Raw genomic sequence first — 20322 nt, 5'->3', positions numbered from 1 at the left:
TGAACGGCCTCGGGAGGCATGTGCATCTGCGTGGATTGCAGCTGGGTCGACCGTTGTCAGGCCTATCACGCAGTTGAGCGCCAGCATGGTGTCCCGCATCTGTCTCAGACCCCGGATTTTGAGCCAGATGCGCCCCGCATACACGTGTCGGTGATGGATCTCCCCGATGGTCAGGCCGGGATTGAGTGGGATGTGCGTTCCTGCTCTAGCTTCAAGGCGGATCCAGGGCGGTGGCAGCGTTGCCGTCCTGGGCAGGAGTTGCCCCGATGACGGCTCCGCCACTGCTGCTCGCCCTGCACAGCTGTTCCGACTTCTTTGGCATGGCGCTGCTGGATCCCCAGCAGCCTGGGGCAGAGCCCCTGGTGCAGGTCCATCCGGAAGGCCGGGGCCTGTCCAACAGTTTGATTGCGCGGGTTCAGGCGCTCCTCCCGCCGGAGCGTTGGCCCCAGTTGCAGGGCCTTGCCGTCGCGACGGGACCCGGCGGCTTCACCGGCACCCGCCTCACGGTGGTGATGGCCCGCACCCTGGCGCAACAGCTGGATTGCCCCCTGCTGGGGGTGAGCAGCTACGCCCTGATGGCCCCACGCCTGGAGCGGCAACTGCCCCAAGCCATGCAGGGGGAACCGTTTTGGATCACCCAGGAGTTACCCCGGCGGGGGGTGGTGGGTGGTCAGTACCGGCTCACGGCCGGGCAGGTTCACGAACTCAGCCTGCCGACCTTGCTGCCTCAGGGGGCATCACCCCAGCCCGCTGTTGAGGTGCAGCTGGATGTGAAATCGGATGTGGCGCGGTTGCTGCAGCTGTTGCATCGCAGCCATGCCGCCGGGGCTGCGATGCCCTGGGCTGAGGTCCTGCCGATTTACCCCACCTCACCTGTTGGACAGGTCTGATGGCGGGCGTGCGTACAGGGCTGCTGCTGGGAGCTGGTCTCATGGCCTGGCTGCTGGGGCCCGGCCCGCTGTCGCCCTATCGGCGGGCTCTTTTGGATCGCAGCCCGCCCCAGCTGGTGCTGGTGCTCGGGGGGGATGTCGACCGGGAACGAATGGGTGCCCGGTTGGCGCGTCAGCTCGATCTACCCCTGCTGGTGAGCGGCGGCAGCAACCGTGAGTATGCCGAATGGATGCTCAGTGAGGAGCGCTTCAATCCCGACCGCGTCACCCTGGATTACCGAGCCCGTGACACCCTCAGCAATTTCACGTCTGTGGTGGATGAGCTGCAGGCGGATGGCGTTCGCCATGTCCTGCTGGTGACCAGCGAAGACCACCTGCCCCGCTCCATGGCGGTGGGCCAGGTGGTGGCCGGCAGTCGCGGAATTCAGCTCACCGGCGTTCCTGTGGCCTGCCGCGAGGACTGCGTCCAGGAGGGGCACTTCAAGCAATGGAGTGATTGGCTTCGCGCGGTGGCCTGGGTGATTACCGGTCGCGACCTCAGGGATGCTGCGGACCCTGATCCAGCAGAGCGTTGATGCGTTCCTGAAGCAAAGCAGTGGCGGCATCTAGATCAGGCCTGCGGCGACTGGACGGGGCTGGGATGGGGTCGCCGATGCGCAGCTGAATCGGCACCAGGCGCGGCCAGCAGCGCCCGCTGCCCAAGGCGCGGTGGCTGTTGCAGATGGCCACCGGCAGCAGCGGTGCTCCTGTGCGAGCCGCCAGCAGGGCCGCTCCGGGGAGTGGGTTGTTGACCCGGCCGTCGCTCTGTCGGGTGCCGTCCAGAAACACACCCGTGGCCCAGCCTTCTTCGAGGCGAGCCGTGGCGGTGCGGATCGCTTCACGATCGCTGGCACCCCGTCGCACGGGGTAGGCACCACAGGCTCGGATTACGCGGCCTAGCAGCGGGATGCCGAACAGTTCCGCCTTGGCCATGAAGGCCACGGGGCGCCCCAGGGCATGGCCAAGCAGGGGCGGGTCCATGTGCGAGCCATGGTTGGCCACCACCACGAGGGGGCCTTGCATGGGCACTCGGTTGTTGCCGGCGGTTGATCCCCGGAACAGCAAGCGGAAGACCGGGAACACCAGCAGGCTGCTGACCAGGCGGTAGGTGAGGTTCGGCTTGGGGGTGCGAACGAGGCTGGACTGACTCACTGTCCGAGGTCTCCAGCCCCGGAGATCTGGGCGGTGGTGACCCCGCTCATGCTGCGTTTGGCCAGGCCGCTGAGCACGTTGCCTGGACCGATTTCCACCAGGGTGTCCACGCCGCTGTCGGTCATGACCGACATGGTTTCACGCCAGCGCACGCCGGTGGTCATCTGCTGCTTCAGGCGCTGTTTGAGCTCGTCCGCACTGGTGCTAGCGCTGCCGGCACTGTTGCTGAGCACCGGAACACGGGCATCCAGGAAGGGCACGTTGTCCAGCTCGGCGGCGAAGCGATCAGCAGCCTCCGCCATGAATGGGGAGTGGAAGGCTCCGGAGACAGCCAGAGGGATGGCGCGCTTGCATTTCAGGGCTCCACTCACGCTTTCCACGGCCTCTGGAGAGCCAGAGATCACCACCTGAGCATCGCTGTTGTCGTTGGCGATGCTGACGCCCTCCGTGGCGGCCACCAGGTCGTCCAGCTGAGCGCGATCGAAGCCGATCACGGCCGTCATGGCACCGCCCCCGGCGTTCGCCATCAGTTCTGAGCGGGTTTTCATCAGCTGCAGACCGGTCTCCAGCCCAAACACTCCTGCGCTGTAAAGAGCAACCAGCTCGCCCAGGCTGTGGCCGGCCACCAGCGCAGGCTCGCGGCCCTGCTGCTGAAGGTTGTCGGCCAGCACCGATTCGATCACGAATAGGGCGGGCTGGGTGTTGCGGGTGTCGTTGAGGTCATCCGGTCCATCACCACCGCCGCTATCCCCCTGGCAGATCGCCAGCAGGTCGCGCCCCAGCAGCTCGGAGGCCATGGCGAAACGCTCGCGACTGCCTTCGATGCTGAGCAGCGCTTCTGCCATGCCCACTTTTTGAGAGCCCTGACCGGGAAAGACCCAGGCGATCGCCATTGCTGTGTTGTGCTGATCGTGCCGGAGATTAGGCGGGCCCGCTCCAGCGGAAGAGGGCTGCACCCCAGCTCAATCCCGCGCCGAATCCGCTGCTGGCGATGCGGTGGCCGGGTTGGATGCGTCCATCGCGCACGGCCTCATCCAGCATCAGGGGAATGGTGGCTGCCGAGGTGTTGCCGTAGTAAGCCAGGTTGCTGAGCACTTTTTCGGAGGGCACCGAGAAGCGATCCGCCACGGCATCAAGGATGCGCTGGTTGGCCTGATGCAGGAGCAGCCAATCCAGGGAATCTGCGGGGACACCACCCTGAGCAAGCAGCTTCTCGAGAATCGCCGGCACCTCGCGCACAGCGAATTTGTAGACCTCCTGCCCGTTCATCTGGATGGGGTCGAAGCCGCCGCACTGATGGCTGGCGTCCCCCACCAGGGGCTGGCGCTGGTTCACCTGGGGCAGCTGGAGAACTTCGCCACGGCTGCCATCGGAGCGCAACAGGAATTCAACGAGATCGTCCTGGCCGTTCTCCGAGGCCTCCAGCACCACGGCACCGGCCGCATCACCGAAAAGAACGCAGGAGCGTCGATCGTCCCAGTTCACCCAGCGGCTGAGTTGATCGGCTCCCACCACGAGAATGCGGCGCATCGCTCCACTGCGCAGGTACTGGGCGGCGGTCACAACGGCGAAGAGAAAGCCGCTGCAGGCAGCGGTGAGATCAAAGGCCGCGGCATGGGTGGCGCCGAGGCGCGCCTGCAGCCTTGGAGCCGAACCGAACAGGTCGTCAGGGGTGGAGGTGGCCAACAGGATGAGATCGAGGCTGTCGGCCGACCAACCGGCCATCTCCAAAGCTCGTTCCGCCGCCAGTCCGCTCAGTTCCGCTAGGGATTCGTCGCAGTTGACCACCCGTCGCGCGGCAATACCGGTGCGGCTGCGGATCCATTCGTCACTCGTCTCAACCCGTTGGCCAAGCTCTGCGTTGCTGATCGAGCGGCTGGGCGTCGCGCTGCCAGACCCTCGGAACAACACTCCTCTGGTTGTGCTGAGCGGCTCGACCAATGCGGAGGTTGATTGACGTCGCGTCAGTCAATCACAACCTTGTTGCAGCGTGGCGAGATCCTCCATCACCCCATGGCTGGCTGCGGAGTGGGCAATGCGCAGGGCACTGACCACCGAGAGGGCCTTGCTGCTGCCGTGGCCAATCACGGAAATGCCGTTCACGCCCAGTAGCAGAGCACCACCGTGCTCGGCATGGTCGAGCCGCTTCTTAATGCGCTTCAGGTTGCTGCGCAGAAAAGCTGATCCCACCTTGCCGCGACGCCCTCGGGGCAACTCCGCCCGCAGCACCCCCAGCAGAACACTGCCGACGGACTCCAGGAACTTCAGCAGCACATTGCCGGTGAATCCATCGCAGACCACCACATCGAAGTCGCCCGAAAGCACATCCCGGCCTTCGCAGTTTCCGGCGAAGTGGAGCCTGGATTCGTCCCGCAGCAATTCGTGAGTCTTTAAGGAGAGATCGTTCCCCTTGCACTCCTCCTCGCCAATGTTCAGCAGGCCGATGCGTGGCCGTTTCACCTGCAGCACATCCCGGCTGTAGATGTTCCCCAGCAGGGCGAACTGGTGCAAGTAGGTGGGTTTGCAGTCCATGTTGGCGCCCACATCGAGCACCAATACCGGCTTGCCTGGATCCTTGGTGGGGAACAGCGCACCGATGGCGGGGCGGTCGATGCCCTTCAGCCGTCCCAGTCGAAAAATCGCCGAGGCCATTACCGCCCCGGAATTGCCGGCGGAGTACACCGCCCCGGCCTCGCCTTTTTTCACTAGGTCCATGGCCACATTGATGCTGGCGTCCCGTTTGCGCCGCACCGCGGTGGCTTCGTCATCCATGCCGATGGAGGGCCCACTGGCCACCAGGTCCATATGTCCTGCGGCACGCGCACTCTCCAAGGCTTCGCGTAGGCCGAGGCTGTTGGCGGCAGCCATCACCCGGTCGATCTCCCCCACGAAGCGGATCTTCAGCGGCAGCCGGTCAATGGCGTCCAGGCATCCCTCCAGGATCGGTCCCGGCGCATGGTCACCGCCCATGCCATCCACGGCTACCCAGAGGCGCTCCGCATCGTCGATCTCATCGGTGTCGGTGCCCCCTTGCAGCCAGCGCAGGGGATCAAACACCAGCGGTTGGAGCACGCTGCTGGCCACCGTTCCAGCTCCGGAGACAACGGTTTCCGCCACGTTGCCGGCCATCGAACCCGCTGCCGTTGCTGAGCTGGTAGCGCCATCAACGATGGTTGTGACGGCGGCGTTGCGCCGATACCAAATCACCAGGCGACGGATCGCCCGAGGACGGGTGGTCTTATGCCGCGGCTGAGGGGCCGGGGTGGGATCAGGGTCCTTCGGAGGCAACGGAATCGACGATGCGCTGGAACAGGTAGCCGGTGCCCCGAGCTGTGAGGATCAACTCGGGATTGGCAGGATCATCCTCCAATTTGGAGCGCAGACGGGAGATATGAACATCAACCACCCGGGTGTCCACATGGCGCTCCGGGGTATAACCCCACACCTCTTTGAGGATTTCGCCGCGGTTGAACGGTTCGCCGGAACGGCTCACCAGCAGTTCCAACAGGCTGAATTCCATCCCCGTTAGGCGGATGCGTTCATCGCCGCGGAACACCTGGCGTTTATTGGTGTCGATGCGCAGGTCGCTGACCTGGATCACGCCGGAGTTGGGAATGCCCGCCACCTGCTCCTTCTCGACCCGGCGCAGCACGCAGCGGATGCGGGCTTCCAGCTCCTTCGGGCTGAAGGGCTTCACCACATAGTCATCGGCACCGAGCTCAAGCCCGGTGATCCGGTCAGCCACGTCGCCGAGGGCCGTCAGCATCACGATGGGAACGTCGGATTCCTTGCGCAGCTCCTGGCAGACGCCGTAGCCGTCAAGCTTTGGCATCATCACGTCAAGCACCACCAGGTCGGGCGTGCAGGTGGGGAACAATTCCAGAGCTTCCGTGCCGTCGCAGGCAGTCACGACGTTGTACCCGATCATTGACAAACGGGTTTCCAGGATCCGTCGGATCGATGCCTCGTCGTCGACCACGAGGATCGTTTCCTTGGTGGGAGCCGTGGCCGTCATGGGCACCGAGGCGTTAGTCACTTCTCGCCACAAATAAAAGGGCAGCCCCCCGCTTCGTTCATTCAACGGCAACTTTCTTCACAGTTCGCAGTGCCCAAGTCCACCGCTGTTTTCATCTGTCAGGTCTGCGGAGCCCGTGCCCGACAGTTTTTCGGCCGTTGCCCGGAGTGCGGCAGCTGGAATTCGTTGGTGGAGCAATCCCAGCCCGCCGACGATGGCCGTCGCCGCCGCAGTGCTCCGGATCCGGAGCAGGCCGCTGCCCCGCGACGGTCCACGGCCATGGCCTCGTTGGAGGATCAGCCGCTGCAGCGGCTGGCAACCGGGTCGGCGGAATTTGATCGCGTTCTGGGTGGTGGTCTGGTTCCCGGTTCGCTGGTGCTGGTGGGAGGTGATCCGGGCATCGGTAAGAGCACATTGCTGCTGCAGAGCGCCTCAGCAATGGCGGCCGGTGCATCAGTGCTCTATGTCAGTGCTGAGGAATCAGCGCAGCAGGTGAAGCTGCGCTGGCAGCGGCTTGCCGGGGGGGCATCGGAGCTGCAGTTGCTGGCCGAAACCGATCTGGAACTGGTGCTGGAGGAGCTGGAGGCCCTGCGCCCCGCTGTGGCGATCATCGACAGCATTCAGGCGTTGCATGACGCCAACCTCACAAGTGCGCCGGGGTCCGTCGGTCAGGTGCGTGAATGTGCGGCGGCCCTGCAACGGCTGGCGAAACGCCAGAACATCTCATTGTTGTTGGTGGGCCACGTCACCAAAGAAGGCATGTTGGCCGGCCCGAAGGTGTTGGAACACCTCGTGGATGCGGTGCTCACCTTTGAGGGAGACCGCTTCGCCAGTCATCGCCTGCTGCGGGCCGTCAAGAACCGCTTCGGTGCAACCCATGAGTTGGGTTTGTTTGAGATGCAAAGCGGTGGCCTGGCCGAGGTGGGCAACCCCAGCGAGCTGTTCCTCAGCGATGCCCGCGCCTCCGGTGTCGCTACGATCGTGGCCTGTGAGGGCACCCGCTCGTTGGTGGTGGATCTGCAGGCCTTGGTGAATGTCACCAGCTATGCCAGTCCGCGACGTACGGCGACAGGGATCGGCACCAACCGTTTGCACCAGATCCTCGCGGTGCTGGAGAAGCACATGGGACTGCCGCTCTCCCGCTTCGACTGCTACCTGGCCGTTGCCGGTGGCTTGGAGGTGGAGGAACCTGCGGCGGATCTTGGGGTGGCTGCAGCGGTGGTGGCCAGCTTCAGAGATCTCACCCTGCCTGCGGGCACGGTCTTGATCGGCGAGCTTGGTTTGGGGGGGCAGTTGCGCCCTGTGGGTCAGCTGGAGCTTCGGCTCCAGGAAGCTGCCCGGCTGGGGTTCCAGCGGGCCGTCGTCCCCCGGGGCAGTGGCTTGGGCGATCTGGCCTCTGGTTTGGATCTTGCTCTTCTGGAGGCCGACAGCGTCACCGAGGCCCTGGTGTTGGCGCTCGGTGATGCCGTGCAGCCCGACCAGGACTGATTCAGAAGTAAACGTCGACGTTGCTGCGGCCCGTGGACTTCAGCCAGTTCTCGATATCCAGATAACCGCCGGGATTGAGGCGCACGGCCTGGGTCCAGACGTCAGCGGCCTGGTCAAACCAGCGATCCGCTGCGTCCTGCTCACCGCCTTCCTCGGCGATGCGGCCCCACTTCTCGTAGATCAGTCCCATGTTCTTCAGGCAGGAGGGCTGGTTCGGGTTTTCCTCGAGTGCCTTGCGGTAGGTCTCGATCGCCCGCTCCTCCTCGCCGTTGGACATGTAGATGATGGCCATGTTCTTGAGGGTTTCGCTCCGGTCGGTGGAGTTCTCCTCAAGCTTCAGGGCCTCCTCGTAGTTCTCCAGCGCTTCGGCGTAGTCACCGTCGTTCTGGGCGGAGAGGCCATCCCGGTAATAGACGTAGGCCTCTTTAGAGCGGGCATTGATCGGCAACAGCTTGACGATCAGGTCCGCCATCACCGTGAAGCTCTTGTCAATGAAGTTGTCGTTGCGGTTGCTGCGGGGCACGGCGCTCCGGCGGACGGACCCCCATCCTGACGGGACCGGAGCCCGACCTAGCCTGCTCGTAAAGATCCCTGTTGCGTAAACACCTGTGAGCCCTTCGGTTCAGACCGTCGTCCTGGATGTGGAAGGGATGAAATGCGGCGGTTGCGTCCGCGCTGTGGAAACCACCTTGCTGGATCAGCCTGGTGTTCAGCGTGCCGATGTGAATCTGGTCAGTCGCTCTGCCTGGCTCGATCTCACTGCCGGTGAGATTGATGTGGATGGTGTCTTGAAAGCCCTGGCAGACAGGGGCTTTCCAGCCAAGGAGCGTTCCCTGGATGCCCCGATCGGAGCGGTGGCTGCCAGGCAGGCGCTGCCGGGCTGGTGGCAGCAATGGCGACAGCTGATGGTGGCCCTGGTGCTGCTGTTGCTGTCGGTGCTGGGGCATCTCAGCGAGGCAGGTCACCTGTCGCTTCCCTTGATCGGCAGCCTGCCTTTTCACGCCACGCTGGCAACGGTGGCTCTGCTGGGGCCGGGTCGTCCGATCCTGGTGGGTGGTGTTGCGGCCGCTCGTGCAGGGGCCCCCAGCATGGATTCCCTAGTGGGCCTGGGGGTGAGCAGTGCCTATGTGGCCAGCCTGGTGGCCTTGGTTTGGCCCCAGGTGGGTTGGCCCTGCTTTTTCAATGAACCGGTGATGTTGCTGGGGTTCGTTCTGCTGGGACGTTTCCTGGAGGAACGGGCCCGTTTCCGGACCGGTCAGGCCCTGCAGCAGCTGGCTGAGCTCCAGCCGGACACCGCGCGCCTGTTGTTGAGCGACGGGGCGATTCGTGAGGTGCGCGTTGGCGCTCTCAGGCCCGGTGAAACCGTGCAGCTGCTGGCCGGTGACCGCATTCCAGTGGATGGGGTGGTGCTTGAGGGGGCCTCGGCCGTTGATGTGTCAAGCATCACCGGTGAGCCCCTGCCGCTGCAGGCGGAGCCCGGCACGGAGTTGTCCTCCGGCAGCCTCAATCTGGAGTCAACCCTGGTTTTGAAGGTCACCCGTGTTGGTGCCGAAACCGCCCTGGCCCGGATCATTCGTCTGGTGGAGCAGGCCCAGGCCCGTCGGGCCCCCATCCAGGGCCTGGCCGATCGTGTGGCAGGCCGTTTTTGCTACGGCGTGATCGGCTTGGCCCTCGCCACGTTTTTGTTCTGGTGGTTGTTCGGCGCTGAACACTGGCCTGAGGTTCTGCAGGCGTCAGCACCTGGGATGCCCATGACCCATGAGATGTCCCATGGCCATGGGATGCATCACGGCGGCTTGGGCAGTGGAGCCAGCACTCCGATGGGTCTGGCCCTGCAACTGTCAATCGCCGTGCTGGTGGTCGCCTGCCCCTGTGCCCTCGGTTTGGCGACCCCCACTGTGATCACGGTGGCCACCGGCTTGGCAGCACGGCGCGGCTGGCTGTTCCGCGGTGGTGATGTGATCGAAACCGCCGCCGGTTTGGAGCATGTGGTCTTCGACAAGACCGGCACCCTCACCTTGGGTCGTCCCCTCGTGACCGATGTGTACGGTGATGACCCGGATCATTTGTTGCAGCTCGCGGCCAGCTTGGAGCAAAGCAGCCGCCATCCCTTGGCCTACGCCCTGCTGCAGGAGGCCCAGCGCCGGGAGCTCGCGCTACTGAACTGCGAGGACGTTCGCACTGTCTCCGGCCTGGGCCTGGAGGGCCAGGTGGAGGGTGCATCGGCTCAGGTGCGTGTTGGCAAGCCCGACTGGTTGGAGGAGCAGGGTGTTGCCATCGCCCCCACCGCCCAGGACTGGCTCTCTGCCGCTGAAGGCTCGGTGGTGGCTGTGGCTGTGGGAGCTGTCCTGGTGGGCCTGGTGCAGATCGAGGATCAGCTGCGCCCGGATGTTGCTCCGGCGTTGCAACGCCTTCGCTCTCACGGTCTGGCGCTTTCGGTGTTCAGTGGTGATCGGCAGGCGGCTGTGCAGCGCCTTGGTCAGCAGCTGGGCTTTGCCGCCAAGGATCTGGGCTGGCAGATGCTGCCGGAACAGAAGTTGCAGCGCCTCGAGCAGCTGCGGCAGGGGGAGAGGGTGGCAATGGTGGGCGACGGCATCAACGATGCGCCGGCCCTGGCCGCGGCTGATCTTGGGATTGCCATTGGCACTGGAACCCAGATCGCGCAGGACTCCGCTGGTTTGGTGTTGCTCGGCGATCGGCTCGACAATCTGCCCGAAGCCCTCAGCCTGGCGCGCCGCACCCTGGTGAAGGTGCGGCAGAACCTGTTCTGGGCCTTCGGTTACAACCTCATAGTTCTCCCAGTGGCCGCCGGTGCCCTGCTCCCCAGCCATGGGGTGCTGCTGTCGCCTCCATTAGCAGCGCTTTTGATGGCCCTGAGTTCGATCACTGTAGTGCTCAACGCTCTGGCTCTTCGTTTGCCATGACAGGTCGCTTCATTGTTCTGGAGGGCATCGACGGCTGCGGCAAGACCACGCAGATCCAGCATCTGATCGAGTGGTTGCCCAACAGCGGTCTGATGCCGAAGGGCGCTGCTGTGGTCTGCACCCGTGAGCCCGGAGGCACTCCCCTGGGGCGCTCGATCCGTGAACTCCTGCTGCACACGGCAGACCAGGAGGCACCAGCTCCCACCGCTGAACTGTTGCTGTATGCCGCCGATCGGGCTCAGCATGTTGAAACGCTGATCCGTCCTGCTCTTGAGCGTGGTGATTGGGTGATCAGCGATCGTTTCTCGGGATCGACCCTTGCCTATCAAGGCTATGGCCGTGGGTTGGATCGGGACTTGATTCAGCGGCTCGAACGGATCGCCACCACGGGGCTGCAGCCCGATCTCACCCTCTGGCTGCGCCTTTCCGTTCAAGAGAGCCTGCAGCGCCGTCTCGGGGACAAAGAGGACCGAATCGAAGCCGAGGGAGCCGCATTCCTGGAGCGGGTTGCACAGGGTTTTGCCGAGTTAGCCCGGCAGCGCTCCTGGTGCGCTGTCGCTGCAGATCAGTCAGCCAGTGCTGTTCGTGCTGCTCTGGAACGTCAGTTTCAGGAGCGTCTGGCTTGAGCGCGATGTTCGGGGATCTGATCGGCCAGTCCCTCGCCGTTGATCTGCTTTCGGCGGCCCTAGCCCAGGAACGCGTTGCCCCGGCCTACCTCTTTGCCGGCCCTGAGGGGGTAGGACGTCAGTTGGCGGCAGTGCGTTTTCTGGAGGGACTGCTGGCCGATGGTCAGCCCTCGTCGCGGGAACGTCGACGCCTGCTGGAACGCAATCACCCCGACCTGCTCTGGGTGGAACCCACCTATCAGCATCAGGGCCGTTTGCTGACCCGCGCCGAAGCCGAGGAGGCGGGACTCAGCCGCCGCACTCCGCCCCAGTTGCGCCTGGAGCAGATCCGCGACATCGGACGCTGTTTGGCCCGTCAGCCGGTGGAGGCGAAGCGCGGGATGGTTGTGATTGAGGCTGCTGAGGCGATGGCGGAAGCTGCGGCCAATGCCCTGTTGAAAACGCTGGAGGAACCCGGCCATGGGGTGCTGATTCTGTTGACGTCAGCCCCTGAGCGGTTGCTCAGCACAATTCGCTCCCGCTGTCAGTTGATCCGTTTCCTTCGGCTCAACCCCGAGGCCATGGCTCAGGTGCTCGAGCGCACCGATGCAACCTCTCAAGATTCGCCGGAACTTCTGGCCTTGGCTGCCGGGTCTCCAGGCGCCCTAATCGACCATCGCCGCAGCCTGGCTGGTCTGCCCGAGCAGTTGGTTCAGCGCCTCGATTCGCTTCCCGTCACTCCAATGGATGCACTGGCGTTGGCACGCGATCTCTGCGAAGCCCTCGATGGCGAGCAGCAGCTTTGGTTGATTGGCTGGTGGCAACACCGGCTTTGGAACTCCGGCAGTTCCGCCTCAAGCCTCAAGCGCTTGGACAGGCTGCGGGGCCAGCTGCTTTCATTCGTTCAGCCGCGATTAGCCTGGGAAGTGGCGTTGCTGGACCTCACGGCATCTGTCTAATAAGTGCATTAACGGCGATTAAGCCGAGGCTCGATCGCCTTGCTGTTTGCGCTCTTCGCGTGCCATGGCCACCACGTCCTCCAGGCCATCCATCTGGGTGCTGGCGGGCAGTTCCAGGCAATAGCCCGCTCCGTACACCGTCTTGATGAAGCGTGGTTTGCGGGGATCGGGTTCCAGCTTGGTGCGCAGGTGTCTGACGTGCACGCGAATGGCCTCGATGTCGTCATCGGGCTCGTAGCCCCACACCTCCTTGAGGATCAACGAGGGGGCCACCGTCTGACCGTGTCGCTGCAGCAGGCAATGAAGCAGTTCGAACTCCAGGTGCGTGAGCCGAACGGGTTGATCAAACCAGATGGCTTCAAAGCGCTCGGGCACCAGGGTGAGAGGCCCGTAGCTGAGGATCTCGTTGTGGTTGCTGCTTCCAACAGGAGCTCGGTCACTACGACGCAGCAGGGCTTTGATCCTCACCTGAAGTTCCTCCAGGTCGAAGGGTTTGGTCAGGTAATCGTCGGCTCCGGAATTGAAACCGCTCACCTTGTCTTTGGTTCCACCGAGAGCCGTGAGCATCAGGATCGGAATCCCAGCAGTGCGGTCATCGCGCCGCAGACGCTGACACAGGGTGAGGCCATCCACTTTGGGCAGCATCAGATCCAGCAGGATCAGATCCGGGGTGTATTGCAATGCGAGGGCCTGACCTTTGATGCCATCGTCGGCGCGCTGCACATCGAAGCCGCTGTGCTCTAAGTGGCCGCTCACCAGGTCGCGCATGTCCTGGTCATCTTCGATTAGCAGGATGCAGGGCTTCATCGGTTCGGCGGCAATTCGGCTGGAGAAATAAAGAGCGCTTGTCTGCAGGGATTAACGCTGAACTGATTCTCTCAAGCTTTTCAACTGTCTGCAGATTGTCAACAAGGAGGCCATCAGGGGCATGGTTGTCGCAGATCGCTTGCAGGAAGAGCGATCTGGAGGTTTTTTTGCTTGTCTTTTGCCGGTGGCTGTTTAGGAAGTCTTCCGCTTCGGGCAATCACCCGTCACGAAATTCCTCTTTTAATCAAAAAAAGCCACAGCGTGGGCTGTGGCTTTAAAGCTCCCCGGGCGGGATTCGAACCTGCGACCAATCGATTAACAGTCGACCGCTCTACCGCTGAGCTACCGAGGAATGAGACCCGAAGAACTTAACCCTCGAATGTGCCCCCCTGCAAGCGCCGTTGCAGTTCTGTTCCCCGGGTCCATGGTCCAATCCGACCGTCTTGCATGCGGGCGGCGCCATCGGCGAAGGCCAATTCCCCAAGCCTGTGGGTTATCCACAGCGCCGTGATCGGCTTCACGGGGTCTTTGCAAAGCCGTTGCACGGTGCTCAGAACAGTTGATTGGCTGTTGGGATCGAGCAGGGCGGTCGGTTCATCCAGCAGCAGGAGCCCGGCGTCACTGGCCAGGGCTCCGGCAATGGCCAGGCGTTGTTTCTGGCCGCCGCTGAGGCTGTGAATCGGCCGCTTCTCCAGCTGGGCGAGGCCAAGCTGGAGAAGCAGGTCGCGCACAGTGCTCAGGCGGTCCTGCTGGGGGCCTTCAGGGTCCATGCCCAGCATCAGATCGCTGCCGCAACTGGGGAGCAGTAGCTGATGGTCTGGGTTCTGAAATACCAAGGCCGTTTTGGTGCGGCAGGCGATTCGTCCGCTCTGGGGTTCGAGCAGTCCTGAAATCAGGCGGAACAGGGTGCTTTTGCCGCTGCCGTTGCTGCCCACCAGCATCCAGAGGCCTGGGCCAGGAATGACCAGGCTGCAACGGTTGAGGGCCTGTTGGCCGTTCGGCCAGCGGTGGCTAACGGCCTCAATGCATAGTTCGGCGGTCGAGTTGTCAGGAATCAAAGGAAAAGCCGGGACGCTTGCTGCCACCCGCTGCCGAAGCTTTCTCATAAAGCTGAACGGCAAGAACTTCACTGACCAGCAGCGTTACTTTCTTGCCTTCCACTTTCTCGCAGGTGAGCTCCAGCAGCCGCGGTTGGCCGTTCTCGAGGGCCTGGCGGATCTGCTGATACAGCGCATCGGAATCTGCATGATCCTTGCGCTGAACAGACACCGGGACAGGACTCATGCGCAGGGCCAGTTCGATGACGTACACAGCGTTGGAAAGAAGCGATGCGTCATCTTCGCGGAGGGACCGGCATCCTGTCGGTCTTAAAATGCGCATTTCTACTCATCCCCAAGAAAAGGGTGTGGGGAGCCGCCACATTTCGGCCATCACCCCCTAGGCTCAGCCATGTAACGGATCATGAAGTACCTCTCATGACGATCGCTGTAGGACGCGCGCCACAGCGGGGATGGTTTGACGTCCTCGATGACTGGCTCAAGCGCGACCGCTTCGTTTTTGTCGGCTGGTCCGGCATCCTTCTCCTCCCAACGGCCTACCTGGCCATCGGTGGCTGGCTGACAGGCACCACCTTTGTCACCTCTTGGTACACCCACGGCATTGCCTCTTCGTACCTGGAAGGTTGCAATTTCCTGACCGCTGCTGTGTCCACCCCCGCTGATGCGATGGGTCACAGCTTGCTGCTGCTCTGGGGCCCTGAAGCCCAAGGTGACTTCGTTCGCTGGTGCCAGCTCGGCGGCCTCTGGGCCTTCGTGGCCCTGCACGGCGCCTTCGCACTGATCGGCTTCATGCTCCGTCAGTTCGAGATCGCTCGTCTGGTGGGCATCCGCCCTTACAACGCCATCGCCTTCTCCGGTCCGATCGCGGTGTTCGTCAGTGTCTTCCTGATGTATCCCCTCGGCCAGAGCAGCTGGTTCTTCGCGCCCTCCTTCGGTGTGGCTGCGATCTTCCGCTTCCTTCTCTTCCTCCAGGGCTTCCACAACTGGACCCTGAACCCCTTCCACATGATGGGCGTCGCCGGCATCCTCGGCGGTGCACTGCTCTGCGCCATTCACGGCGCCACCGTGGAAAACACACTGTTTGAGGACGGTGAGCAGGCCAACACCTTCAAGGCGTTCGAGCCCACTCAGGAAGAAGAGACCTATTCGATGGTCACCGCCAACCGCTTCTGGAGTCAGATCTTCGGTATCGCCTTCTCCAACAAGCGCTGGCTGCACTTCTTCATGCTGTTCGTGCCTGTGATGGGCCTGTGGACAAGTTCCATCGGCATCATCGGCCTGGCCCTCAACCTGCGCGCCTATGACTTCGTGTCACAGGAAATCCGCGCTGCAGAAGATCCCGAATTCGAGACCTTCTACACCAAGAACATCCTTCTGAATGAAGGTCTGCGTGCCTGGATGGCACCGGCTGACCAGCCGCACGAAAACTTCGTCTTCCCTGAAGAGGTTCTGCCCCGTGGTAATGCCCTCTGAACGCAAGTTCGATGGTTCCTTCAACCGCCCAACCGGGCGGTTTTTTTTTGGTTCAGTTGCTGTCTGAATTAGGTCCCAGACGCAAGGTGAAATCAATTCTGTTGCGTTGATCGAGCAGCGCTCGCAACAGTGCATCGATGAGCAGAATGATGCCAAGCAGTTCCAACGCTTCCTCCATACCTGTAATTGCGCCATACCAGGGGCTATGCAGGCGGATCAGGCTGGATCGAACGGCGAAGCTGCCGATCATTTCCATGCCGATGGCACCGCCGATGTAAACGGCACCTGATCGCAGCAACCGTGATGCCGTTGCTGGCGAGATTGAGCCGAGGAAGTGGCGAAACCGCCACAGGAGGATGAGGGCGAGGACGGCATAGGGCACCACCCAGGTAGATGCCAGAGCTGGGTGCACCTGGTGCCTGAGCCCTGGAATGATAAGGATCTCGTGGATCTGAAGGGCTTCGTCGAGTGCCAGAAAGATGAAAATCTTCGACAGCAAACGCCAGTCCTGAGCAGCGATGCGATCGCTGCTCTGCCCCAGTCGTTGCATCAACAGTGCCGCCATCAGCAACAGCGCGCTGCTGAACAGTGTGGGCAGGTTGAGTTCGCGGTCCATGTTGAGGCTGTCCAGCCAATGTTTCTCCGCCCCGAAGCCGTAAATGCCCACTTGCACGACGCTGTGGGCCAGCAATAGCCCTGCGGTGATGGCCAATAGCAGCTTTCGGATCGATCGTGGCGTGAGCGGAATGATTCCGATCTGGTTTGGATTTGCTGTAGTGGGTTCCTTAATCACGGTTCGCTTGTGGGGTGGATGAACTCCGGCCTCATACTTCGTTCCTAAACCTTTGCTTAACCTGTGCTTTATGCAAGGTGCTGCTTTTGGCTGTGACCTGCAAGGGGGTTGCACCTCCTTCGGTGTGGCTGCAATCTCCGCTTCCTTCTCTTCCTCCAGGGCTTCCACAACTGGACCCTGAACCCCTTCCACATGATGGGCGTCGCCGGCATCCTCGGCGGTGCACTGCTCTGCGCCATTCACGGCGCCACCGTGGAAAACACACTGTTTGAGGACGGTGAGCAGGCCAACACCTTCAAGGCGTTCGAGCCCACTCAGGAAGAAGAGACCTATTCGATGGTCACCGCCAACCGCTTCTGGAGTCAGATCTTCGGTATCGCCTTCTCCAACAAGCGCTGGCTGCACTTCTTCATGCTGTTCGTGCCTGTGATGGGCCTGTGGACAAGTTCCATCGGCATCATCGGCCTGGCCCTCAACCTGCGCGCCTATGACTTCGTGTCACAGGAAATCCGCGCTGCAGAAGATCCCGAATTCGAGACCTTCTACACCAAGAACATCCTTCTGAATGAAGGTCTGCATTAATTATTTTGCAAAAATCTTTTATAATTTATTTGCCTTTATTTTAAGCGTTAGGCTGCTCTTATTGACGATTCCTGGGCGGCAATGAATGGTAAATCTGCTTGTACTGATCCGCGGTCGCTTGGTAATAATATTCTCTAGATTAGCTCTAAGTATTACCCTCGTCTTGTTCTGAGTTCGTTAATCGCAATCAATACTTCGCCTTGCTACCTAGTCGATACTTTTGAATCTAAAAAAGTAATTAAATTTGGTTACAAAATATCTTTTCGCTCCATCTTTGCTTACGCTTTATATGCCTTGCCTATTTTAAAAAGTTGATGTCTATACGCCACTTAAGCTCAAAAATCTCACTTAAAGTAGTATTTATAATTTATATCGCGATTACGCTAGTTGGCGTCTCTTCACATGTGCTTTGGCGTGATGAGATGCAGGGTTGGTTGGTAGCAGTAGGAAGCTCAAATATTTTTGAGCTGTGGAATAATAATGCTCCATCTGGACATCCTATAGTTTACCCATTATTAACGTTTATATCTTCATTGATATATGAAAACCCATTGTCCCTGCAGCTAATGCAATGGTCACTTGCGGCGACTTGTGTCTTTGTATTTTTAAGTCGAGCTCCTTTCTCAAAGTTTCAGAAGTTATTATTCGCGTTTGGCTATTTCCCGTTTTGGGAGTATTGCCTTATCTCTAGGCACTATGTTGTAATCCAGCTTTTGACTTTTGTTGGCGTAATTTATGTAAGCAAGAGAAAATATAGCCTAGTTGGCATATCATTTCTCATAGCTTTGCTGCTGAATACTCATGCTCTCGCTTGGAGTATTGCAATTGGATTTTTTATTACAGTAGCCGATGACACTTTATATAAAAGATTACGCAAAGGTGAGCGGGAGTTTTCTTCTGTAGATTCTTTGAATTACCTTGCGTCTGCGATTGTTGTATTTATTGCTACATGGCTGTCATTGAATAGCCTTTTTCAGACCTCCCGAAGTATTGATAGTGCGTCCATTGGTATAAGCTTGAAGTCAATTTTAGTTGCTTTTGGTAGATACTTAGGTGGTAATATTTTAATTGTACCTAACTCCTCCCGATGGATTGATTTATCAGTGTCAGCTGCTGTATCTGTTGCATTAATGCTAACTACAATCTTGTATATAAGGTGTTCACGAAAAGCGCTGTTGTTCTATTGTTCGTCTACATTTTGTTTGCTTTGCTTTAATGCTGCTGTATATAGTGGCGCAGGCTCAAGGCATTTCGGAATTTATTTTATAATTATAATGGCTTCGGTTTGGCTGTGTAGATCAGATCTTTCGGTGTCTTGCAGCAGTTCGGGGGTCAACGTTAAGCAGTCATATTTAATTGAATCTAAATCCAGATTCTCGTTATTTTTATCTATTATTCTAGTTATTCATTTCTTTGCAGGGATTCATAGGGTTTTCCTTGATATTGTTTACCCATATTCTGCGAGCAAAGAAGTTGCTACTTTTATAAGAAATTCAGAGTATGCTAATTGGCCTTTGTTTGGTTCCAGGGATGTAGAGCTTGCTTCTGTCTCGGGTTATCTTGGGAAATCAATTTATTATCCTGAAATCAATCGATTAGGTACCTTTGCTGAGTGGGTTAATCGGAATTCATCATTAAGTAGAGAGAACTCATTGGATTATATTCAAGAATACATGGATTCGCATCCAAATAATAATTCGTTGCTTGTAATTCTAAGCAATAGCTCAAAATTAAAGCATGATTTTGGGCGAGGTCATTTAGAACTCTCCGATGATATAACGATTGAATTTGTCAAAAGTTTTCTTCGTTCGTATAATAAGCCAGAAAGATACCATATTTATAAAGTTGGTCGTGTCAAGGCCTTGAGTAGGTGATGTGCAATATCCTATATCGATACTCTGAATTTTGTTGAGAGCTAATCTTTCTTTCCCAATGCAGTTGCTTAACAAGCTTTCAATGCGTTCTCTTCTTAAAAAGAATACTATAAATGTACATATTTTTCTTATATCTTTATTGATATTGATCGTCTTTATTTCGCTAATGTGGCCTGATGCTCAGAGTTTAATCGCTCATGACGAAGGTCTTTATGCAAGACGAGCAAGGTTAATATCTGATTCAGGAGATTGGCTCTCTCCATTTACATCGCCTCACCACAAAACAGTTGGTTCGTATTGGGCAATCGCTATAAGTCTGAAGATCTTTGGAATTAGTGACTGGGCTTCTAGATTGCCGAGCATTGTAGCAGGATATATAGCAACATTGTTTTTTTATTTTACTTCTCTGAGATACTTTAAGCCTCTGAATTCTCTGGTTGCTTCTTTATCATTAATTGCTATGCCTATTTATTTTCAGTCGTTGCGTACAGCAGGACCTGATATGATTTTGATTGCACTAATAATGGCACAAGTATATTTTTTAACATCTGCTAAAGATGCATCGCGTAGAATCTTTCGCTGGAAAATACTTGGCTTTGGTGCGTGTGTCACAATGTCCCTTTTTGTGCGAAGTTTGGCCGCATTGATACCGCTTATATCGTTGCTTCCACTAATTTTTGTACTGAAATATTTGCGAAGTATCCAATTTTGGATTTGGGTAATAAGTGGTGTATTCCTGGGTTCAATTCCACTAATATTTAACCTCTTATCGGTTTTCGGAGATCATGGATACTCTGGTTTATTTTCTCTTGTTTCGTTTGCATCGAGAAAGGCTGATGTGAATGAATGGAATTTATTCTCTAGTCTTCCTTTCTACTTTACAAGGCTTGTATTATTGACCTTTCCTGCCTTTGTCTTTCTTTTGCCACGTATGCAGTCTTTTGGGAAAATAATATTTTCTGCCAAAGCACGTGCATTGCGAATGGAGCTTAATGCGTTGACAATATTATTTCCATTGATCTATATGATCGCATTGTCTTTTATGGGGACTAAGCATTATCATTATTTGCTGCCTCTTGTACCCCTACTTTCGCTGAATATCGCTCGTATGGATTTAATATCTAAAAGAAGCACATTTAAGCTTGAGACTAGCTTTGCTGGCGTCATGTTTGTGCTTTACATGTTGGGTGCATGCGCTCTTTATTTTAGACGTGAAGACCTGCAAGATGCCTCATTTTATGCTGTATTTTTTGCCGTAATTCTTTCTTCTATTTTATGCTTTTATGCTTTTTATGCTAGGGTTTTCTCTCGGCGCAAGATTTCTCCTTTTGCTTTAATTTTTGCGTTTCTAATGGCACAATATTTTACTATTTTTGCATTATCAGCAAGCGGTATTATTTGGAGTACTAACAAGGAGCTCAAGGCATTGGCTAGCTCTGTGAATAGTGATTGTAAGGCCGGCGTATACCTTTATGGGCTTCCTAGTAAAGATGAGACAGTCCTAAGTTTTTACTTGGATAATCCTTATGTTTTGCGGTCTTTGGGCGGCTTGTCTCCTGCGAATGGTAGGTGTTTGGTCTCTGTAGAATCTTCAAAGAGGAAGGTTTTGCAGGATTTAACTGGTCATAAAATATCAAATTTTTATTTTAGATAATTTATTAAC

The 20322-nt window shown here is 58.2% G+C and carries 20 protein-coding genes, 1 tRNA gene and 1 pseudogene; 11 read left to right on the top strand and 11 right to left on the bottom strand.

Features of this window, described 5'->3' with window-relative positions:
• Nucleotides 1-18 precede the first annotated feature (18 nt).
• Genes Syncc8109_RS10140 through Syncc8109_RS10130 form a run of 3 tightly spaced genes read left to right on the top strand, consistent with a single transcriptional unit; the run spans nucleotide 19 to nucleotide 1465 of the window.
• Nucleotides 19-270, top strand: a complete 252-nt coding sequence (locus Syncc8109_RS10140; RefSeq protein WP_025362550.1) for a Ycf34 family protein — start codon at nucleotides 19-21, stop codon at nucleotides 268-270.
• A complete protein-coding gene (gene tsaB, locus Syncc8109_RS10135) occupies nucleotides 267-890 on the top strand; it encodes a tRNA (adenosine(37)-N6)-threonylcarbamoyltransferase complex dimerization subunit type 1 TsaB (RefSeq protein ID WP_025362549.1) in 624 nt (207 codons plus the stop codon). Before Syncc8109_RS10140 ends, tsaB begins: the two co-directional genes overlap by 4 nt.
• Complete coding sequence (locus Syncc8109_RS10130) at nucleotides 890-1465, top strand: YdcF family protein (RefSeq protein WP_025362548.1); 576 nt, start codon at nucleotides 890-892, stop codon at nucleotides 1463-1465. Before tsaB ends, Syncc8109_RS10130 begins: the two co-directional genes overlap by 1 nt.
• On the opposite strand, the gene Syncc8109_RS10125 is transcribed toward Syncc8109_RS10130, so the two are convergent.
• From Syncc8109_RS10125 to rpaB, 5 genes are read right to left on the bottom strand one after another with little or no spacing between them, the layout of a single operon-like run.
• Entirely contained in the window at nucleotides 1428-2081 is a 654-nt protein-coding gene (locus Syncc8109_RS10125; protein ID WP_006850262.1) for a 1-acyl-sn-glycerol-3-phosphate acyltransferase, read from the bottom strand. The two genes, Syncc8109_RS10130 and Syncc8109_RS10125, sit on opposite strands and share 38 nt — an antisense overlap.
• On the bottom strand, nucleotides 2078-2974 hold the full coding sequence (fabD, locus tag Syncc8109_RS10120; protein WP_006851642.1) for an ACP S-malonyltransferase: 897 nt from the start codon (nucleotides 2972-2974) through the stop codon (nucleotides 2078-2080). The genes Syncc8109_RS10125 and fabD overlap by 4 nt, the downstream gene beginning before the upstream one ends.
• Before the next feature lie 28 nt (nucleotides 2975-3002).
• A complete protein-coding gene (locus Syncc8109_RS10115) occupies nucleotides 3003-3992 on the bottom strand; it encodes a beta-ketoacyl-ACP synthase 3 (protein ID WP_006850808.1) in 990 nt (329 codons plus the stop codon).
• A 57-nt stretch (nucleotides 3993-4049) separates the two neighbouring features.
• Nucleotides 4050-5369, bottom strand: a complete 1320-nt coding sequence (gene plsX / locus Syncc8109_RS10110; RefSeq protein WP_025362546.1) for a phosphate acyltransferase PlsX — start codon at nucleotides 5367-5369, stop codon at nucleotides 4050-4052.
• A complete protein-coding gene (rpaB, locus tag Syncc8109_RS10105) occupies nucleotides 5350-6096 on the bottom strand; it encodes a response regulator transcription factor RpaB (protein ID WP_025362545.1) in 747 nt (248 codons plus the stop codon). Before rpaB ends, plsX begins: the two co-directional genes overlap by 20 nt.
• A 90-nt stretch (nucleotides 6097-6186) precedes the next feature.
• On the opposite strand from rpaB, the gene radA reads away from it, so the two are divergent.
• Complete coding sequence (radA, locus tag Syncc8109_RS10100) at nucleotides 6187-7584, top strand: DNA repair protein RadA (protein WP_006851231.1); 1398 nt, start codon at nucleotides 6187-6189, stop codon at nucleotides 7582-7584.
• A gap of 1 nt (nucleotide 7585) precedes the next feature.
• Here the strand turns inward: radA and Syncc8109_RS10095 are convergent, their stop codons facing one another.
• Entirely contained in the window at nucleotides 7586-8056 is a 471-nt protein-coding gene (locus Syncc8109_RS10095) for a photosystem I assembly protein Ycf3 (RefSeq protein ID WP_369792023.1), read from the bottom strand.
• A gap of 178 nt (nucleotides 8057-8234) precedes the next feature.
• Between Syncc8109_RS10095 and Syncc8109_RS10090 the strand changes: the two genes are divergently transcribed.
• From Syncc8109_RS10090 to Syncc8109_RS10080, 3 genes are read left to right on the top strand one after another with little or no spacing between them, the layout of a single operon-like run.
• Entirely contained in the window at nucleotides 8235-10508 is a 2274-nt protein-coding gene (locus tag Syncc8109_RS10090; RefSeq protein WP_045172811.1) for a cation-translocating P-type ATPase, read from the top strand.
• The gene (gene tmk, locus Syncc8109_RS10085) at nucleotides 10505-11134 is read left to right on the top strand and encodes a dTMP kinase (protein WP_006850854.1); all 630 of its coding nucleotides are present in this window, start codon (nucleotides 10505-10507) and stop codon (nucleotides 11132-11134) included. The genes Syncc8109_RS10090 and tmk overlap by 4 nt, the downstream gene beginning before the upstream one ends.
• 5 nt (nucleotides 11135-11139) lie before the next feature.
• Nucleotides 11140-12072, top strand: coding sequence for a DNA polymerase III subunit delta' (locus Syncc8109_RS10080; RefSeq protein WP_006851604.1), 933 nt, complete (start codon nucleotides 11140-11142; stop codon nucleotides 12070-12072).
• 18 nt (nucleotides 12073-12090) lie between these two features.
• Here Syncc8109_RS10080 and Syncc8109_RS10075 read toward each other — a convergent pair whose 3' ends face one another.
• The 4 genes from Syncc8109_RS10075 to Syncc8109_RS10060 form a co-directional block, all read right to left on the bottom strand.
• Nucleotides 12091-12879 (bottom strand): response regulator transcription factor, encoded by a 789-nt coding sequence (locus tag Syncc8109_RS10075; RefSeq protein ID WP_006851206.1) that lies wholly within the window; start codon nucleotides 12877-12879, stop codon nucleotides 12091-12093.
• Between the two features lie 280 nt (nucleotides 12880-13159).
• Nucleotides 13160-13231: transfer RNA gene (locus tag Syncc8109_RS10070), tRNA-Asn, on the bottom strand.
• A gap of 16 nt (nucleotides 13232-13247) precedes the next feature.
• Nucleotides 13248-13985, bottom strand: a complete 738-nt coding sequence (locus Syncc8109_RS10065) for an ABC transporter ATP-binding protein (RefSeq protein WP_369792013.1) — start codon at nucleotides 13983-13985, stop codon at nucleotides 13248-13250.
• Nucleotides 13927-14190 (bottom strand): hypothetical protein, encoded by a 264-nt coding sequence (locus Syncc8109_RS10060; protein ID WP_006850379.1) that lies wholly within the window; start codon nucleotides 14188-14190, stop codon nucleotides 13927-13929. The genes Syncc8109_RS10065 and Syncc8109_RS10060 overlap by 59 nt, the downstream gene beginning before the upstream one ends.
• 164 nt (nucleotides 14191-14354) lie before the next feature.
• On the opposite strand from Syncc8109_RS10060, the gene psbD reads away from it, so the two are divergent.
• Nucleotides 14355-15410, top strand: a complete 1056-nt coding sequence (gene psbD, locus Syncc8109_RS10055) for a photosystem II D2 protein (photosystem q(a) protein) (protein ID WP_006851499.1) — start codon at nucleotides 14355-14357, stop codon at nucleotides 15408-15410.
• A gap of 52 nt (nucleotides 15411-15462) precedes the next feature.
• Here psbD and Syncc8109_RS10050 read toward each other — a convergent pair whose 3' ends face one another.
• Nucleotides 15463-16203 (bottom strand): hypothetical protein, encoded by a 741-nt coding sequence (locus tag Syncc8109_RS10050; protein WP_006849775.1) that lies wholly within the window; start codon nucleotides 16201-16203, stop codon nucleotides 15463-15465.
• A 115-nt stretch (nucleotides 16204-16318) separates the two neighbouring features.
• Between Syncc8109_RS10050 and Syncc8109_RS10045 the strand changes: the two are divergent.
• From Syncc8109_RS10045 to Syncc8109_RS11950, 3 genes and pseudogenes are all read left to right on the top strand, one after another.
• A pseudogene (locus tag Syncc8109_RS10045) lies at nucleotides 16319-16779 on the top strand (photosystem II D2 protein (photosystem q(a) protein)); the annotation flags it as partial.
• A 320-nt stretch (nucleotides 16780-17099) separates the two neighbouring features.
• Nucleotides 17100-18659, top strand: a complete 1560-nt coding sequence (locus Syncc8109_RS12435) for a hypothetical protein (RefSeq protein ID WP_006849839.1) — start codon at nucleotides 17100-17102, stop codon at nucleotides 18657-18659.
• Nucleotides 18660-18693: 34 nt separating this feature from the next.
• Nucleotides 18694-20313: a glycosyltransferase family 39 protein gene (locus Syncc8109_RS11950; RefSeq protein ID WP_232202423.1), complete on the top strand. Its 1620-nt coding sequence runs from the start codon at nucleotides 18694-18696 to the stop codon at nucleotides 20311-20313.
• The last annotated feature ends 9 nt before the right edge of the window (nucleotides 20314-20322 follow it).

This window comes from Synechococcus sp. WH 8109, from assembly GCF_000161795.2.
Taxonomy (GTDB): Bacteria; Cyanobacteriota; Cyanobacteriia; order PCC-6307; family Cyanobiaceae; genus Parasynechococcus.
Note: the sequence above shows the minus strand (reverse complement) of the source record. Positions and strands in the feature narration are given on the sequence as shown.